Annotated in this window: 15 protein-coding genes; 3 read left to right on the top strand and 12 right to left on the bottom strand. The window is 62.7% G+C overall.

Annotation, left to right across the window (positions count from 1 at the left end; all coding sequences use genetic code 11):
- Positions 1-140 precede the first annotated feature (140 nt).
- The 3 genes from glgX to Q3Y64_RS10830 all read right to left on the bottom strand — a co-directional run bounded on the left by glgX (position 141) and on the right by Q3Y64_RS10830 (position 6,989).
- The gene (gene glgX, locus Q3Y64_RS10840; RefSeq protein ID WP_303561743.1) at positions 141-2,210 is read right to left on the bottom strand and encodes a glycogen debranching protein GlgX; all 2,070 of its coding nucleotides are present in this window, start codon (positions 2,208-2,210) and stop codon (positions 141-143) included.
- A 10-nt stretch (positions 2,211-2,220) separates the two neighbouring features.
- Entirely contained in the window at positions 2,221-4,392 is a 2,172-nt protein-coding gene (gene glgB / locus Q3Y64_RS10835; RefSeq protein WP_303561741.1) for a 1,4-alpha-glucan branching protein GlgB, read from the bottom strand.
- A 167-nt stretch (positions 4,393-4,559) separates the two neighbouring features.
- Positions 4,560-6,989 carry a glycogen/starch/alpha-glucan phosphorylase gene (locus Q3Y64_RS10830; RefSeq protein WP_303561739.1) on the bottom strand — a complete coding sequence of 810 codons (2,430 nt, stop codon included), beginning with the start codon at positions 6,987-6,989 and terminating at the stop codon, positions 4,560-4,562.
- 272 nt (positions 6,990-7,261) lie between these two features.
- Here Q3Y64_RS10830 and glgC point away from each other — a divergent pair, with 272 nt between their 5' ends.
- The 3 genes from glgC (at position 7,262) to Q3Y64_RS10815 (ending at position 10,895) form a co-directional block, all read left to right on the top strand.
- Positions 7,262-8,530: a glucose-1-phosphate adenylyltransferase gene (gene glgC, locus Q3Y64_RS10825; RefSeq protein ID WP_101943047.1), complete on the top strand. Its 1,269-nt coding sequence runs from the start codon at positions 7,262-7,264 to the stop codon at positions 8,528-8,530.
- A complete protein-coding gene (gene glgA / locus Q3Y64_RS10820; RefSeq protein WP_303561736.1) occupies positions 8,527-9,984 on the top strand; it encodes a glycogen synthase GlgA in 1,458 nt (485 codons plus the stop codon). The genes glgC and glgA overlap by 4 nt, the downstream gene beginning before the upstream one ends.
- A gap of 455 nt (positions 9,985-10,439) precedes the next feature.
- The gene (locus Q3Y64_RS10815; RefSeq protein ID WP_303561734.1) at positions 10,440-10,895 is read left to right on the top strand and encodes a GNAT family N-acetyltransferase; all 456 of its coding nucleotides are present in this window, start codon (positions 10,440-10,442) and stop codon (positions 10,893-10,895) included.
- A 618-nt stretch (positions 10,896-11,513) separates the two neighbouring features.
- Here the strand turns inward: Q3Y64_RS10815 and nifS are convergent.
- The 9 genes from nifS to Q3Y64_RS10770 all read right to left on the bottom strand — a co-directional run bounded on the left by nifS (position 11,514) and on the right by Q3Y64_RS10770 (position 17,173).
- Complete coding sequence (nifS, locus tag Q3Y64_RS10810; protein WP_101943043.1) at positions 11,514-12,719, bottom strand: cysteine desulfurase NifS; 1,206 nt, start codon at positions 12,717-12,719, stop codon at positions 11,514-11,516.
- A gap of 113 nt (positions 12,720-12,832) precedes the next feature.
- On the bottom strand, positions 12,833-13,726 hold the full coding sequence (nifU, locus tag Q3Y64_RS10805) for a Fe-S cluster assembly protein NifU (protein WP_303561732.1): 894 nt from the start codon (positions 13,724-13,726) through the stop codon (positions 12,833-12,835).
- Positions 13,727-13,885: 159 nt separating this feature from the next.
- Entirely contained in the window at positions 13,886-14,323 is a 438-nt protein-coding gene (locus tag Q3Y64_RS10800; RefSeq protein WP_303561730.1) for a hypothetical protein, read from the bottom strand.
- A 97-nt stretch (positions 14,324-14,420) separates the two neighbouring features.
- Positions 14,421-14,720 carry a ferredoxin III, nif-specific gene (fdxB, locus tag Q3Y64_RS10795; RefSeq protein ID WP_101943039.1) on the bottom strand — a complete coding sequence of 100 codons (300 nt, stop codon included), beginning with the start codon at positions 14,718-14,720 and terminating at the stop codon, positions 14,421-14,423.
- A 38-nt stretch (positions 14,721-14,758) separates the two neighbouring features.
- Positions 14,759-14,989 (bottom strand): CCE_0567 family metalloprotein, encoded by a 231-nt coding sequence (locus tag Q3Y64_RS10790; protein WP_101943037.1) that lies wholly within the window; start codon positions 14,987-14,989, stop codon positions 14,759-14,761.
- Positions 14,990-14,999: 10 nt separating this feature from the next.
- Positions 15,000-15,452, bottom strand: coding sequence for a NifX-associated nitrogen fixation protein (locus Q3Y64_RS10785; protein ID WP_101943036.1), 453 nt, complete (start codon positions 15,450-15,452; stop codon positions 15,000-15,002).
- Positions 15,449-15,877 carry a SoxR reducing system RseC family protein gene (locus Q3Y64_RS10780; protein WP_158239244.1) on the bottom strand — a complete coding sequence of 143 codons (429 nt, stop codon included), beginning with the start codon at positions 15,875-15,877 and terminating at the stop codon, positions 15,449-15,451. The genes Q3Y64_RS10785 and Q3Y64_RS10780 overlap by 4 nt, the downstream gene beginning before the upstream one ends.
- A complete protein-coding gene (locus Q3Y64_RS10775) occupies positions 15,874-16,407 on the bottom strand; it encodes a NifB/NifX family molybdenum-iron cluster-binding protein (protein WP_170021151.1) in 534 nt (177 codons plus the stop codon). The genes Q3Y64_RS10780 and Q3Y64_RS10775 overlap by 4 nt, the downstream gene beginning before the upstream one ends.
- Positions 16,304-17,173 (bottom strand): nitrogenase component 1, encoded by an 870-nt coding sequence (locus Q3Y64_RS10770; RefSeq protein ID WP_303561723.1) that lies wholly within the window; start codon positions 17,171-17,173, stop codon positions 16,304-16,306. The genes Q3Y64_RS10775 and Q3Y64_RS10770 overlap by 104 nt, the downstream gene beginning before the upstream one ends.
- Positions 17,174-17,240: the final 67 nt, after the last annotated feature.

The raw sequence follows: 17,240 nt of genomic DNA, 5'->3' as shown, positions 1-17,240 counted from the left end.
CCCGAATCCGGGGGCTGCTTCCCGGATTCCGCTGCGCTGCATCCGGGCTACGGGTGTTGCAAGCTGCGGCCTCTGGTCGCGTTTTGTTGTAGGTGCGGCTTCAGCCGCACGCCAAGCGTGAACGCCGACTGAAGTCGGCCCTACAGATTCAGTTTCGCTGCTCCCGCCGCGAGCAGCACCATGCTGTGCGCGCCGAGGGTGAAGGGCGTGGTGCTGGAGCCGTGCCAGTCGCGTTCGCCGGTGCTGGCCGTGGTGTCGAACCAGCAGCGCCATTCACCGGCAGGCAGCGTGAAGTGGCAGTCGGTGGGTTCGGCATTCACGAGCAGCAGCAGGGGTACGCTGGCGCGGCCGGGGTGATTGATCAGGCAGCCCAGCGCACGGGCGCCAGCATCGCGCCATTCGTGGCTGTGCAGGGCCTCACCATCCTTGCGTAGCCACACCAGGTCGCTTGGCCCGCGCCGGTACCAGTGCGTGGCGAAAAGCATGGCCTGGCGGCGCAGTGACAGCAGCCTGGCAGTGAAGGCAATCAGATCCTGATCCGCTTCGGCCCAGGCAATCCAGGTGTCTGGATTGTCCTGACAATAGGGGTTGTTGTTGCCGCCCTGCGAATGCCCCAGCTCATCACCGGCCGCCAGCATCGGCGTGCCTTGTGAGAACAGGGCACTGGCCAGCAGTACGCGCTGCATGCGGCTGCGCAAGGCGAGCACGGCCGGGTCGGTGCTGGGGCCTTCCTCGCCGCAGTTGTTGCTGAGGTTGTGATTGTGACCGTCGCGATTGTCTTCACCGTTGGCCTGGTTGCGGCGGGCGACATAGCTCACCAGATCACGCAAGGTGTAGCCATCGTGCGAGACGATGTAATTGACCGAGGCCAGTGGCTCGCGCCGGTTGGCCTGGAACAGATCGGATGAGCCACACAGGCGCATCGCGAAATCGCCGCGCGTGCAGGGGTGACCCAGCCAGAAGGCACGCAGGGTATCGCGGAAGCGATCATTCCATTCGTGCCATCCGCGCGGGAAGCCGCCCAGCTGGTAGCCGCCAGGGCCGATATCCCAGGGCTCGGCGATCATCGTTACGTGCGAGAGCACCGGATCTTGCGCTACGGCTGCGAAGAAGGCTGCACGCGGGTTGAAGCCGCTGTCGTCCCGTCCGAGGATGGGCGCCAGGTCGAAGCGGAAACCATCGACATGCATTTCGCTGACCCAGTAGCGCAGGCTGTCCAGCACCAGTCGCAAGACATTGGGCTGACGGATATCCAGCGTGTTGCCGCAGCCGGTGTCGTTGATGAAGGTGCGCTTGTTGTTGGCGTCCAGGCGGTAATAGCTGGCGTTGTCCAGCCCGCGGAAGCTGATGGAGGGGCCGGTGGCGTCGCCTTCTGCGGTGTGGTTGTAGACCACGTCGAGCAATACCTTGATGCCTGCCGCATGTAGCGCACGGACCATCGTGCGGAACTCGTCGCCTACCGAAAGGCCATCCGCGCCGCTGGCGTAGCGTGGGTCCGGCGTGAAGAAATTGATGCTGTTGTAGCCCCAGTAATTGACGAGGCCCATCTGCGTGAGGCGCAACTCGTCAAGGTGGTAATGCACCGGCAGGATGCTCAGGGCGGTGACGCCCAGTCGTTTCAGATGAGCGAGGGAGGCGGGATGGGCGAGGCCGGCGTAGGTGCCACGCAAGGCCTCCGGAATGGCCGGATTTGATTTCGAGAAGCCCTTCACGTGCAGTTCGTAGATCACCGTGTCGGCAGGGCTGATCTCGGGCGGGGCGTCGTCGCCCCAGTCAAAGCCATCCGGGGCGGGCACGCGTGCCTTGAGAGCGTGGCGGCCGTTGTCTTCGGGGCAGGGCTGTTCGTGACTCTCAGGGATCGCGCAGAAGTGGGCGTCGTTCCAGTTGAACTGGCCGGCGATCTCGCGCGCGTAGGGATCCAGCAGGAGCTTTTCCGGGTTGAAGTAATGCCCTTCCTGCGGGGCCCAAGGGCCTTCGCAGCGCAGGCCATAGATCAGGCCTGGCACCGCTTCGGGCAGATAGCCATGCCACACGTCCAGGGTGTGGCCGCGTAGCGGCAGGCGCGCCAGCTCAGTCTGGCCGTCGGAGTCGAACAGGCACAGGAAGACGGCCGTGGCGTTGGCTGAGAAGATCGCGAAATTCACGCCCCCTGCGTCAGCATGGGCGCCGAGCGGCCAGGGCTTACCGGGGAGCAGGGTGTGCAGTTCCATCAGGTCTCTCTCAGGTTTGCCACTCGAAAATCACGGTCGCCAGTGGCGGCAGGTCGATCTGGATCGAGTCCGGTTTGTCTTGCCAGGCGAGGCCCTGGCTGCGCGCTGACGGCGTGCCGACATTGCTGCCGCCGTAGAACTCGGAATCCGTATTGATGCGCTCGACGTAGTTGCCTTCACGCGGCACGCCCAGGCGCCAGGCGTGATGCACGGTGGGCGTGAAGTTGCAGACCACCACCACCGGCGATGTATCGCCGTGGCCGTAGCGGACGAAGCTGTAGATTGAATGCTCGGCATCGCTGTGGGCGATCCATTCGAAGCCTCCGCCTTCCACATCGCGCTGGTGCAGGGCCGGGCAATCGCGATAGACGTGGTTCAGATCCCGCACCAGATGCTGAACACCGGCGTGCAGGGCGTCATCGGTGAGGTGCCAGTCCAGACTTTGGTCGTGATTCCATTCGCGCTCCTGGGCGAACTCGCCGCCCATGAAGAGCAGCTTCTTGCCGGGATGGCCCCACATGAAGCCGTAGTAGGCGCGCAGATTGGCGAATTTCTGCCAGCGGTCGCCCGGCATCTTGCCGATGAGCGAGCCCTTGCCATGCACCACTTCGTCGTGCGAGAGCGGCAGCACGAAGTTTTCGCTGAAGGCATACACCAGCCCGAAGCTCATCTCGTTGTGATGATGCTTGCGGTGGATCGGGTCGCGCGCCATGTACTGCAGGGTGTCGTGCATCCAGCCCATGTTCCACTTGTAGTGAAAGCCCAGTCCGCCTGCGAAAGTGGGGCGCGAAACGGCCGGGTAGGAGGTGGATTCCTCGGCCAGCGTGATGGCCTGTGGACGCTCTGCGCCGACGATCTCGTTCATGCGCTTGAGGAAATCAATGGCTTCGAGGTTTTCGCGCCCGCCCTGCGCATTCGGAATCCACTCGCCTTCCTTGCGCGAGTAGTCGCGATAGAGCATGGAGGCCACGGCGTCCACGCGCAGGCCGTCGACGTTGTAGCGCTCCAGCCAGTACAAGGCATTGGCGATCAGGAAGTTGCGCACCTCGGTGCGGCCGAAGTTGTAGATCAGGGTGTTCCAGTCCTGATGGAAGCCTTCGCGCGGATCAGCGTACTCATACAGGTGTGTGCCGTCGAAGTTCGCCAGCCCGTGCGCATCGGTCGGGAAATGTGCCGGCACCCAGTCGAGCAGCACGCCGATGCCTGCGGCATGAGCGCGTTCGACAAAACGGGTGAAGCCGGCGGTATCCCCAAAGCGCGCAGTGGGCGAATACAGGCCGATGCTCTGATAGCCCCAGGAGCCATCGAAGGGGTGCTCGCTGATCGGCATCAGCTCCAGATGAGTGAAGCCCATCCATTGGGCGTAGGGCAGCAGTTGCTCGGCGAGTTCATCCCAGTTGAGCCAGTCCTGTCCGTCGTTTTTCTTCCGCCATGAAGCCAGATGGACTTCGTAGATGCTCACTGGCTGATCCAGCGCGTTGGCACGCTGGCGCTCAGGGGAGGGGGCAACAGCTGGCGGCAGATGGCTGACCACGCTGGCGGTGGAGGGGCGCAGCTCACATTGCAGCGCGTAGGGGTCGGCCTTCAGCGGCAGGGTGTGGCCGTTGCTGGCGCGCACTTCGTACTTGTAGCAGGCGCCTTCCGGCACCGCCGGCAGGAAGATTTCCCACACGCCGCATTCGCGGCGCAGGCGCATTGGATGGCGGCGGTTGTCCCAGCCGTTGAAGTCGCCCAGCACGGCGACGCGCGAAGCGTTCGGTGCCCACACCGCGAAGCTCGTGCCGGCCACGCCATCTATCTCGCGATGGCGTGCACCGAGGATTTCATAGGGGCGCAGATGGGTGCCTTCGCCGAGCCACCACACGTCCTGCTCGCCGAGCACCGGCGGAAAGCGGTAGGGGTCTTCGAGGGTAAGGACGCTGCCATCCTGCCAAGTGACGCGCAGGCGGTAATGAAAAACCCTTTTTGTGTCGATCAGCCCTTCGAAGAACCCGGCCGGGTGGCGCTGGCTGAGCGTGCCGCGGCGTTTGCGGGCCCGGTCTACTACGTCGACGCTGGCGGCGCCGGGCACGAAGCAGCGCAGCCAGAAGCCACCGTCCGCAGTGGCATGCAGGCCCATGATGGAAAACGGATCGCCGTGGCGAGCCTCGCAGAAAGCCTGGATGTCGGATTCGTTCAGCATACGGCCAGAGTAATCCAATTCCTCTTGCAGGGTGGAGGCAGCTCGGCAGGAGCGACCTGTATGTTGCAGGCCATGCAGGTGTAGGGCTGGCTTCAGCCGGCTTGCCAGATGTAGTGTGTGACTGAAGTCGCACCTATGGGCGCACCTGCAGGGCTCGTTCTTGCAACTCAGGGCGCTACCGGGATATTCCAGATCTCCTTCGCGTACTGGGCGATGGTGCGGTCCGACGAGAATGTGCCCATGTTGGCCATGTTGATGATGGCCTTGCTGGCCCACTCGTCCGGCTTCGCGTAGAGCGCGTCCACTCTGGCCTGGGTGTCGATGTAGGACTGGTAGTCCGCCAGCAACATGTAGTGATCGCCTCCCCACAGCAGCGCATCGACCAGCCCGCGATAGCGGCCCGGTTCGTTGGGCGAGAACTGGCCACCGGCAATTGCATCGAGCACCGCCTTGAGGCCCGGGCTGCTCTCGTAGATGCGCATCGGCTGATAGCCGCCTTGCTTCATGGCCAGCACCTCGGGGGTGCGCAGGCCGAAGATGAAGATGTTGTCGTCGCCTACGTTTTCGCGGATTTCGATGTTGGCGCCATCATCCGTGCCGATGGTCAGCGCGCCATTCAGAGCGAGCTTCATGTTGCCGGTGCCCGAGGCTTCGGTGCCGGCGGTGGAGATCTGCTCGGAGAGATCGGCGCCGGGCATGATCACTTCGGCAACCGATACGCCGTAGTTGGGGATGAAGACGAGTTTCAACTTGTCGCCGATGCGCGGGTCATTGTTGATGACGTTGCCCACATCGTGGATCAGATGAATGATCGATTTGGCGGCGGTGTAGCTGGAGGCGGCCTTGCCGGCGAAGATCGTGACGCGCGGTGTCCAGTCTGCCGCCGGGTTGGCGAGGATGGCCTGGTAGCGCCAGATTACGTGCAGTACGTTGAGCAACTGGCGCTTGTACTCGTGGATACGCTTGATCTGCACATCGAAGAGGCTGTCTGGATTGACCTTGATGCCGGTACTGCGGGCGATCAGGGCGGCGAGGCGGGCCTTGTTCTGGCGCTTGACGGCCATGAAATCGGCACGGAACGCGGCATCGTCCTTGAGGGCTTCAAGCTGTTTGAGCTGATCCAGATGGTTGCGCCAGTCGGGCCCGATGTTCTTGTCAATCAGGGCGGCGAGCCCTGGATTGGCCTGCGAAAGCCAACGCCGGGGCGTAATGCCGTTGGTCATGTTGGTGAAACGCTCCGGCCACAGGCTGGCGAAGTCTGCGAACAGGGTTTTGACCAGCAGATCCGAGTGCAGGGCCGACACCCCATTGATCATGTGGCTGCCCACCACCGACAGGTTGGCCATGCGCACGCGGCGCTCGCCGGTTTCGTCGATCAGGGATAAGCGGGCGAGGAAACCGTTGTCTCCCGGCCGATGCCTGGCGGCTTCAGCGAGGAATTCGGCATTGATGCGGAAGATGATTTCCAGATGGCGTGGCAGCACATGCTGCATCAGGGCCACCGGCCAGGTTTCCAGTGCTTCCGGCATCAAGGTGTGGTTGGTGTAGGAGAAGGTCTTCTGGCAGATGCTCCAGGCCTTGGCCCAGGGCATGCTGTGCTCGTCACAGAGCACATGCATCAGCTCGGCCACCGCGATGGCCGGGTGGGTGTCATTCAGATGCATGGCAACCTGTTCATGCAGGTTATCGAGCGTGCCATGTTCCATCATGTGGCGCAGCAGGATGTCGCGTACCGAAGCGGCAACGAAGAAGTACTCCTGGCGCAGGCGCAGTTCGCGGCCAGCCGGCGTGCTGTCGTTCGGATACAGCACCCAGGAAATGTTCTCGTACTCGTTCTTCACCTGGGCGGCGCGGCCATAGTCGCCGGTGTTGAAGGCCTGAAGATCGAGGTCGGCCGGGGCAACGGCTTTCCACAATCGGAGGGTGCTGACTTTGCGGGTGCCGTAACCGGGAATTACCATGTCATAAGCCTTCGCCACCACCTCGCCGGCGTGGCGCCATACCGCGCGATCACCGATGTGCTCGACCCAGCCACCGAAGCGCACCGGGAAGCTGATGTCGGCACGCGGAAATTCCCAGGGTGTGCCATCGGCTAGCCAGGGATCGGGCAACTCGGTCTGCGCACCGCCGACGATCTTCTGCTTGAACATGCCGTATTCGTAACGGATGCCATAGCCGAAGGAAGGCAGGCCCAGGTTGGCCATCGAGTCGAGAAAACAGGCGGCGAGACGCCCCAGGCCGCCATTGCCCAGCGCCGCATCCGGCTCCTGATCGGCGATTTCTTCAAGGGTATGGGCGTGGTCCAGCATGCCCTGGGCGCCGGCATTGCTCAGGCGCAGCGCGCCGAGCGCGTTGGAGAGCGTACGACCGATCAGAAACTCCATAGACAGGTAGTACACGCGGCGCGCCTTGCCGCCGCGGTCCGCTGCCTGGGTTTCAACCCAGCGCTGCGAGAGCTCTTCGCGAGCCACTTGCGACAGGGCCTTCATCAGATCGGTGCTGGTGGCATCCTGGCGGGCTACGCCCACGGTGCGCAGAAGCTGTTCATCGATGGCCGCGTTCAGGGCCGGAATGGAGTCTGGGGTCGGTGAATTCACGGCATCTCCTTGTATCGATCTGGCTGGGGTCGGGTTTATTGTCTTGCGCGGCAGACAGGCTGGAATGATTCGTGCCACGTCCTCGTATGTCTGCCTTGTTTCGGTGCATCGAGCGCAATAGACTCATCACCACGCAAGTAGCGGGCCTTGTTGCATTGCGTAGCGCTCGTAGCGCTTCCGTCAGTGGCATTTATAGCGCGGTTTGGGTGTAGGTATTGCAAGTGGTGGTGGTTTCAGCCTGTTTTTCCGAATAACTGGATGAGGATGAATACATGGTCTCCCCCGATCTGGCGCAGAGCCTGGATCTGCCGAAACGTACCGTAGCACTGGTTCTTGCGGGTGGGCGCGGCAGTCGCCTGAAGAACCTGACTGACCGCCGCGCCAAGCCTGCGGTGTATTTCGGTGGCAAATTTCGCATCGTGGATTTTGCGCTCTCCAACTGCCTCAATTCCGGTATCCGCCGTATCGGTGTGATCACCCAGTACAAGTCTCACAGCCTCTTGCGCCACCTGCAGCGGGGCTGGGCTTTTCTCAAGCCGGAGATGAACGAGTTCATCGATCTCCTGCCGGCTCAGCAGCGCACTGAAGACGAGCGCTGGTATCAGGGTACGGCCGACGCGGTGTACCAGAACCAGGACATCATTGCGGCTTACCGCGCCGACTACATCCTGGTGCTCGCGGGTGACCATATCTACAAGCAGAACTACGCGCTGATGATCGCCGATCACGTAGCGAAAGGCCGCGAATGCACGGTGGGCTGCATCGCTGTGCCGCGCAAGGAAGCCTGTGATTTCGGTGTGATGGCGGTCGATGAAAGCGACAACATCATCGAGTTCGTCGAGAAACCGGCCGATCCGCCGGCGATGCCGGGCAACCCGGAGATGTCGCTGGCCAGCATGGGCATCTATGTGTTCAACGCGCGCTATCTCTACAAGGAGTTGGAGCGCGATCTGGCCGATCCCACCTCCAGCCATGATTTCGGCAAGGACATCATCCCGCGTGCAGTCCGCAATGCCCAGGCTGCGGCTCATCCGTTTGCACTCAGTTGTGTGCGCAACCGCTCCGGCGAGGCACCATATTGGCGCGACGTGGGCACCATTGATGCGTATTGGGATGCCAACATCGACCTCACCGCCACCGAGCCGCAACTGAATCTGTACGACACCCGCTGGCCGATCTGGAGCTATCAGGCCCAGCTGCCGCCGGCCAAGTTCGTGCACAACGAGCCGGGTCGGCGCGGCGCGGCCATCGAGTCGGTCGTGTCCGGCGGTTGCATCATTTCCGGCGAAGTCGTGCGCACCATGCTCTTCAACAATGTGCGGGTGCACTCGCATGCCCATGTGCGCTGGTCGGTATTGCTGCCCGGAGTACAGGTCGGGCGTCATGTGCGCCTGAACAAAACCGTGGTGGACCGCGACTGCGTGATTCCTGATGGCATGGTGATTGGCGAGGATCCTGAGCTGGATGCCAAACGCTTCTATCGCACCGAAGGTGGGGTGACCCTGGTGACGCGCGACATGCTGGCGGCCTTGCAGTCATGAGGGTGCTGCATGTCGCTGCTGAAATCTTCCCGCTGGTGAAAACCGGCGGGCTCGCCGATGTGCTCGGCGCCTTGCCCCAGGCCCTGATTGGCCAGGGCGCGGATGTACGCCTGCTGCTGCCGGGCCTGCCGCAGATCATCGATGCCGTGCTGGCCCCCGAAACAGTGTGCGAGATCGGCCCGGTGTTCGGCGCAGCGCGGGTGCGCCTCATCAAGGGCCAGATGCCCTTCAGCCACGTGCCGGTGTATGTGGTGGATGCGCCGTATTTCTATCGCCGCGATGGTGGGCCTTATCAGAATAGTGCCGGCCTTGAATGGCCGGACAATCTTCAGCGCTTCGCTTTGCTGGGCTGGGTGGCGGCGCAACTGGCGGCCGGCGAGCTGGATGCAGACTGGCTGCCGGATGTGGTGCATGCGCATGACTGGCATGCCGCGATGGCCTGTGCCTACATCGTGCAGCATCTGCCGACCCAGGCCGCAACCGTATTCACCGTGCACAACCTGGCTTACCAGGGCCTGTTTTCGCTGGCGGATTTTCATCTGCTGGGCTTGCCCAGCCGTTTCGCCGTGCCCAGTGCGCTGGAGTATCACGGCCAGCTCTCCTTCATGAAGTCCGGCCTCAAGTTCGCCGATGCCGTCACCACGGTGAGTGGCAGCTATGCCCGTGAGATCGCCACACCGGAGTTCGGCTGCGGTCTCGAAGGCGTGATCCAGAGCCGAGCCGGCAACGTCTTCGGGGTGCTCAACGGAGTCGACTACGCGGTCTGGAACCCGGAGAAGGATGCCGGCATCGTGGCGCCTTACAGTGCCGGGCAGCTTGCGGGAAAAGCGTTGTGCAAAGCCGGCCTGCAAGCAGAAATGGGCCTGGCGGCGGCGCCGGGCGCACCGCTCTTCGGTGTGGTGAGCCGCCTCACCGCGCAGAAGGGGCTAGACCTGGTGCTGGCCGTGTTGCCAGGCCTGCTCGCAGCGGGGGCGCAACTGGTGGTGCAGGGCAGTGGCGACCGGGCGCTGGAAGCCGCCTTCCTCGAGGCTGCCCGCAGCCATCCGCAGCAGGTAGCCGTGCGCACGGTGTATGACGAAGCCTTGGCGCACCGCGTGATCAGTGGTGCCGACAGCCTGTTCATGCCCTCGCGCTTCGAGCCCTGTGGCCTGACCCAGCTGTATGCCTTGCGCTATGGCTGCCTGCCGCTGGTGCACCATGTGGGAGGGCTGGCCGATACCGTTGTGGATGCCAGCGAGCGTGCGCTCAAGGCAGATCAGGCCACCGGTTTCAGCTTCGGCGAGGCCAGCCCGCACGGTCTCGGGCTGGCCATGCAGCGCGCCCTTGATCTCTACCACCAGCCAGCGCAGTGGCAGCAAGTGATGAAGTGCGCCATGCGTCAGGAATTTTCCTGGGATGTGGCGGCGCGCAGCTATCTGGAGCTTTATCGCCGGCTGGTTGCGGCGGAAGCTTGAGTGCGTGGGTTGGGTGGTTGTTTGCTGCGCGACAACCCACCGTTGCACATTGATAAGCTCATGGTGGGGTGCTTTGCGAACCCACCCCGCCTTTACGTTCCTTCCGTGATCGCAACGGACGGTCTTGAAGATACGCCGAAAGCTGGCATTCGTAGGGCGCCGCAGGGAACAATGAGCGAAGCGAATTGCGCCGGAAGCTTTTTCGCCGCATTCGGCGCAATTCGCTTCGTTTATTGAAGCCCTACGAGTCGTGCCGGAATATTCCGAGTGCGCCGTACGCGGTGGTTTTTTGGCCGTCCGGAAACGGGGGGCGTGTCCTCAACGCGCACGGGCTTTGCAGGATGTGTGCGGTGCCAGCAGTCCCGGGTTTTCCTCAGTGCGAGCACGAAACAAAAAGTTCCCTCCGCCTGCGGCTCCGGTCGCTCCTCACGTCAATTCGTTAGATCGCAACTGTAATGACCAAGGTAGTCATAAGAAGGGCAGAAGGGTCTGACGCTCCCTCTATCCAGTCCCTGTACAAAGAGCTTGTTGATAACCCAGCAGTTTCTGTTTCCCAAGAGCGGGTGTCGACAGTATCTAAAGATCCTCGAACAGCGCTTTTGATAGCTGAGGTTGAAGGTAGTGCGGTAGGTACAGCCCTTGTCTCTCTGTGCTCGGATGTAATGTTCCAGAACCAACCCTTTGCAGTCGTCGAAAACATCATTGTTACCGGCCCTTGCAGAGGGCTTGGCGTAGGAGCGGCACTTATGCGAGAGATTGAGCGCTATTGCCTTGAGGAAAACTGTTCAAAAATAATGTTGCTCAGCTCGTTGGAGCGCACTGATGCGCACCACTTCTTTGAGAAAGCAGGATTCGCAGGGGCAGTCAAAAAGGGCTTTGTGAAGTATCGCAGGCAATTCGAACATGGCTGAGATCCGATTCATCAAGCCAAGTAGGGTGCGCACAGCGCACGCGGAACCTGCTCCGGAGAAGGCTTTTTGGAATGGTGCGCACTGCGCACTGCGTACGTTTCCAGTTCCGCTTGCCCGCGTCTGTTCCGACGAGGCGACGATCAGCACGCCGGATCGGCTTGCGGGAAGAAGCCAAATTGCTGGTCGCGAAAGTTTACGACGACGATGGCGTCAAGAAAGGGTGCGTTGCCGAGATTGGCAAAAGCCATCGGAGCTGCGCTCAGCCAAGTAGGGTGCGCATCGCGCACGCGGACCCTTTCTCGGCAATGGATCGACGCTTGAAACGGTGCGCAATGCGCACCCTACAAATCCCGAAAGCATGAAAAAAGCCCCGCCGACAATCACCAGCGGGGCTTTTGCTTGTTGCTGCCTTACGCGTAAGCTGGGGCGAAAGCCTGGTCGGCCGGACAGTTCTTGACCGGATTCCAGCCAAGTAGGGTGCGCATCGCGCACGCGGGCCCTTTCTTGGCAATGGATTGACGCTTGAAACGGTGCGCATTGCGCACCCTACAAATCCCGCAGTCACGAAACGAAAAGCCCCGCCGACAATCGCCAGCGGGGCTTTTGCTTGTTGCTGCCTTACGCGTAAGCCGGCGCGAAAGCCTGGTCGGCAGGGCAGTTCTTGACCGGATTCCAGTAGGGCGAAATCTGGCGCAGCTGGGCGATGATCGGTGGCACTGCGGCGATCACGCGCTCGACTTCTTCCAGCGTGTTGTAGCGTGAGAGCGAGAAGCGGATCGTGCCGTGGGCGGCCGTGTAGGGGATGCCCATGGCGCGCATCACATGTGAAGGCTCCAGCGAGCCCGAGGTGCAGGCCGAGCCGGAAGACGCAGCAATGCCCAGCTTGTTCAGGAGCAGCAGGATGGCTTCGCCTTCCACGTACTCGAAGGCGATGCTGCTGGTGTTGGGCAGGCGGCAGGAAAGATCGCCGGTGGGGAAGGCATTCGGTATCTGGGCGAGGATGCCGCGCTCAAGCTTGTCGCGCAGGTAGCGCACATCGCTGTTCTCGGTGTCGATGTGTTGAAGGGCGAGTTCGGCGGCCTTGCCGAAGCCGATGATGGCTGGCGCATTCTCTGTGCCGGGGCGGCGGCCGCGCTCCTGCTGGCCGCCGCGCATCAACGGGCGGTAGCGTGTGCCACGGCGCAGGTAGAGCACGCCGATGCCCTTGGGCGCATGCAGCTTGTGGCCGGAAACGGAGAGCATGTCGATCTTCGTGCGTTTCAGATCAATCGGGATCTTGCCGACGGCCTGCACTGCATCGGTATGAAACTGCACACCCATGGCATGTGCGTATTCGGCCATTTCCTCGACCGGGAAAATGGTGCCCGATTCGTTGTTGGCCCACATGGCGGAAACAATGGCGACGCGATCCGAGAGCAGGGCCTTGTACTCGTCCATGTCGATGCGGCCGCGCTTGTCGACGCGCAGCTTGTGCACCACGTAGCCATCCTTTTCGAGCTGCTCACACAGCGTCAGGATGGCGTGGTGTTCGACCACCGTGGTGATGATCTGGTTACGCTCGGGCTGGGCTTTCAGTGCGGAGAGGATGGCGGTGTTGTCGGATTCGGTGCCGCCGGCAGTGAAGATGATCTCGCTGTCATGCTCGGCGCCCAGCAGCTGCTGGATCTGGCTGCGGGCGGCCTTGATCGCGAGGCCGACTTGATTGCCAAAACTGTGAATCGAGGAGGCATTGCCGAACTGCTCGGTGAAGAAGGGCAGCATGGCTTCCACCACGGCGGGATCGCAGGCGGTGGTGGCGTTGTTGTCGAAATAGATCGGTTTCATGATTGGATCCTCTCTGGAGGTGCAGGGCGGGGCGGCGACGCGCGCATCGTAGGGCTGACTTCAGTCGGCCTTTTGACCGTTGTCGTGCGACTGAAGTCGCACCTACATTCAGATCAGCGGGCCATTTCGAGTTGCGAGGCAGGCAGGAGGCGCACGTATTCGCCCAGTTCTTCAAACAGCTTCTGCTGGATCGAACCAAGCGTGGCGGCTTCCAGTGCGCAGCCCATGCAGGCGCCCTTGAGATTGACGTAGATGTTCTTGCCGACGATGTCGACGATCTCGATATCGCCGTGATCGCGCTGCAGCATCGGGCGCACGGATTCAATGATTTCTTCGATCTTGCGCATGCGCTGGATGTTGGTGAGCTTGGGCTTCTCGCCCGCGGCGAGCGGCGCCACGGCATCGATGGCGGGCTTGCTGATGGCGGGGGCTTCACACTGGCTGGCCAGGATCTTTTCCAGTACGCCTTCGATCTTCTCGTGACAGGAGGCGCAGGCACCCCCGGCCTTGGTGTAGTGGGTGACCTGCTCAAGCGTGGTGAGCTTGTTTTCGCGCACCACGGATTCAATGAGGGCGGAATCGATGGCGTAGCACTTGCAGATCAGCTCGCCTTCCTCGTGATCATCAACCCATTCTTCACCGCGATAGTTGGCAATCGCGGCTTGCAGGGCTTCGCGGCCCATTACCGAGCAGTGCATTTTCTCGGGCGGCAGGCCGTCGAGAAAATCGGCGATGTTCTGGTTGCTGACCTTGAGCGCCTCATCCAGCGTCATGCCCTTGATGATTTCGGTCAGCGCCGAGCTGGAGGCTATTGCGGAGCCGCAGCCGAAGGTCTGGAAGCTGGCGTCGAGGATGATTTCGGTTTCCGGCTCCACCTTGAGCATCAGGCGAAGGGCGTCGCCGCATTGGATCGAACCAACATCACCGCTGGCGTTCGCGCCTTCGAGCGGGCCGGCGTTGCGCGGGTTGAAGAAGTGTTCTTTGACTTTCTCGGTGTAATCCCACATGACTTGATCTCCGTTGGTCGTGCGATTGAGGCATGCCTATGCTTTTGCAACACCCGTGCCATGCGGGTTTCGGGGTGTTTTGAGGTGGTTTTTGTCGGCTTTGGCTGTCGGGTTTGCAACAGCCGGAAGTGCCGAACCTGGCGTGGCTATGCGATCTGGCTAGCCGAGGATGTGGGTATAGGCCCGTCGCAGCAGTTCGCGTTCCAGCGCGGGGCGCCTGCGCGCTTCGAGCAGGCTGATGAAACGGGCGTGTAGGGTTTCTGCCAGAGCAAAAGGTGGATCAATGCTGGTGAAACGTGCCAGCAGCACCGGATATGCACTGCCCTCGTGCAGCACTTCTTCGAGGAAGTCGTGATCGGCCTCGAGGGCGTCGTGAGGCAGCTCCAGACGTCGGCAGGCCTCGGCACTCCAGGCGGCCGGCATCGGGCGCACTGTGTGGGGCGTGTGAGCGTTGTCACGTAGGGTCAGCGGGTGAGGCAGGGGGCCGAAGGCGAGAACGCCCTCCGCCAGGCACAGGAAGCGCAGGCGGGCGCTGGTGGCCTGGGCGTGGTACAGGATCAGGAAGGGCGCGGGGCTAGCGTCGCTGAGGGGTTGCATGATCAGGCGTAGCCCGGATGAGGACTGCAGGTGGGAATCCGGGAGTGCGGCACTCCCCGGATTCTGCTGCGCTGCATCCGGGCTACGGTGCTCACACTCAGGCGGCCAGCGGCATCGGTGTGTTGGTGAAGCAGGCTTTCGGACACACGCGCGAGCAGGCGCCGCAGCCGGTGCAGTCATCCGGATTAGCCAGCGACATGATTGAGGAGATGCTTTCGCTATCGTCTTCGTCGTCCTCAGAGATGTCGTCCTCGCTGCGGTCGATCAATTCGAGCACGTCGCGGGTGCACACCTTGTAGCAGCGGCCGCAGCCGATGCAGGTCTTGGCGTTCAGCGCGGTGGCGAACTCGGGGGTCCAGGGCTTGCCGCCGCGGGTGATACCGGTGATGGGGTCCATGGTGAAACTCCTAGGCTGGTGGTATGAAAATGGCTGATTCAGGGTGTCTCGGTTGGTCGTGCGTCCTGTTGGGCCGCAAGCAGACGCGCGTTGGCGTCTGCCCAGGCCTGGCAGGCTTCGTAGGTGCTGTTTGAGATGCCGGGAATCTCGGCATAGGCGGCGGGCAGGCGATCTTCGACCAGATCGTGGAGCTGACCGGCCCATTCGGAAGCGATGCGCTTGAGGCGGCGCACTTCCTTGTCCAGTTCGCGCAGCGCGGTGTCGTCCATGACCGGCTCCTCAGAATCCGGCGACTTCGGGGAAGCGGCCGGCCAGTTCGAGGGCCACGGAGAGCTGCTTGTCTGCCTCGGTCTTCATCTTCGAGAAGCTCTCGAAGCCGAAGCGGTGGGCGTCGCGCAGGGCGCGGTCCAGCACCAGCAGCTTGCCCACCGTGATGATCACGCGGCCGAAACCTTCGTGCGACAGGTGCACCAGCGGCACGGCCATCTGCCCGCATTCCTTTTCGATCAGTACCGCAATCGCGTTGTAGAAGGCGCGGACGCGGGAGAGCGTGACCGGATCCGGATCGCCCAGGATGGGAATCGCGCTGCGGGCTTCCTTGCTCAGCACAAAGGGAGCGAGAAGTTGTTCGACACTCTTGCCGTCATGCACGCCATAGCTATCGAGCGCGCGGACCTGGCGCAGCATTTCGCGCATGAAGTCGGTTTCAAAGATGGGGTCGGTGGTGCTCATGAAGTGCTCCCGGTGGGGGTCTGGAAACAGGGTTGGATGCAGGGTTGCATCTGATCGTCGGCGTAGCGCCGGGCGAGCTGGCGGGCGATCAGCAGGCCGCCGGCGAGCCCCCCGAGCGCGGCGAGAATGGCGGCCAGATCGCTGCCGAACAGGGCTTGGCCAAGCATTGCGCCGAGCAGCAGGGCGAGCGCCGGCATCAGCCAGGCAAGCAGGGCGGCGAGCGTCAGCGTGCGGCTTTCGATGCCAAGCAGAATTTCGTCGCCAGCAGAGAATCCGGCCTGCACAGGCAGTTGCAGGCTGTGTTCTGGATTCTCTCCATGGCAGGCCTTTTTGCTGCCACAGCTGCCACAGGCAGAGGCCGGGTCAAACGCCACCTGCATATGATCAGCATGGATCGCGATGACGCGGGCGGGGCGCTGAATCATTCCTGCCATCCTTCCTCGGCCATGCGCTCGAAGCGGCTGGCGTCGCCATCCTGCCGCAAGGCCTTGGCAATCCAGGGCACGCCGCCATCACGGATGGCTTCCGAGAGCGCCAGCAGCAGGCCATCGATGGGCACGGCTTCGTCGAGCTTCATCGGCTGGATGCCGGCGGCGAGCAACTGGCGTACCGCCGAGCCACCCACGGCGAGGCAGTACATGGCGGCACAGCCGGAGAGCGCGTCGATCTTCTCGGCCAGCTTGTTTTCGTTGCCATCCATGGCTTCGGCCGCGAACTCCATGACGCCCGCCAGCCGGGCACGCTCGGCATCGACCGTGTAGAGGACGAAGCCCTCGGCAGCACCGAAGTGCTGGTCGACATGCAGGCGATCGCGGCTCGCGAACGCGATGCGCAGCGTGCCCGGCTCGGGGTCAGTGGCGGACCAGGCCAGGGTGAGCTTGCGAAGCGGGGAGGGAGACTTCGCGCTCGCGGGGTCCGCCAGACCAGAACACGGAGCGATAGGCGGGAGTGTCATGGTGGTGCTCCAGGACGAGATTGGCGATATCGAAGAGGGCCTGACGCGTGGCGCGGTAGCCCACCCAGGGGCGGGCGAATTCGCCCAGCCGGTCATACACGGGAAAGCCGGCACGCAGCAGTGGCAGGGCGAGGCGCTGGGCGCTCTGTACCGCGTGCGCACTGCCGATCACGAGCTGGGCGTGATGGGCGCGCGCTTCGCGTTCCAGATCCTGCAGATCGCCCAGATGGACTTGGGCTAGTGGCAGACGCTTGAGGATCTCGGCATTCACCGGGCATACAGCCGCGACGACTTCGGCGCCCGCGCCGGCCAGCAAGGCGTGCAGGCCAGCGAGCAGATCCGGCTCGGCGGCCACGGCGACCCGCAGAAAGCCCGTCATGAAGTGGGAGTCGACCATCGCATCCTGCAGTTGCGCGCGTTGGCGCTCGAAACGCGGCGGCACTGCCTGGCCTGAGAGTTCGGCAAGGGCTTCGGTGAACAGATCGCAACTATCCAGCCCCATCAGATGATCGAAACGATAGTCCGGCACGCCGCTGCGGCTGCGCAGGAGGTCGGCGGCCTTGCTCAGGGAACTGCCGATGACCAGGGTAGCGATGGATTCGCCCATGCTGGCGATCTCGTCGCGCGGCGTGCCGCCCAGCGTTAATGGCGTGGTCTCAGCTTCGATCAGGTGGCCGTCGAGCGAGTCGCCCAGATCTGGCAGGATCACCGCGCGCAGGCCGAAGGCCTCGATCCAGTCGCGGATCACTTCGATGTCGCCCGACACTGCTCGAGACCGGAACCAGTGCGTCGATGATCGCTTCCACGGCCTGTGCGAAACCGCTCTCCAGGCT

It is taken from the genome of Uliginosibacterium sp. 31-12 (assembly GCF_030548425.1).
Taxonomy (GTDB): Bacteria; Pseudomonadota; Gammaproteobacteria; order Burkholderiales; family Rhodocyclaceae; genus Uliginosibacterium; species Uliginosibacterium aquaticum.
Note: the sequence above shows the minus strand (reverse complement) of the source record. Positions and strands in the feature narration are given on the sequence as shown.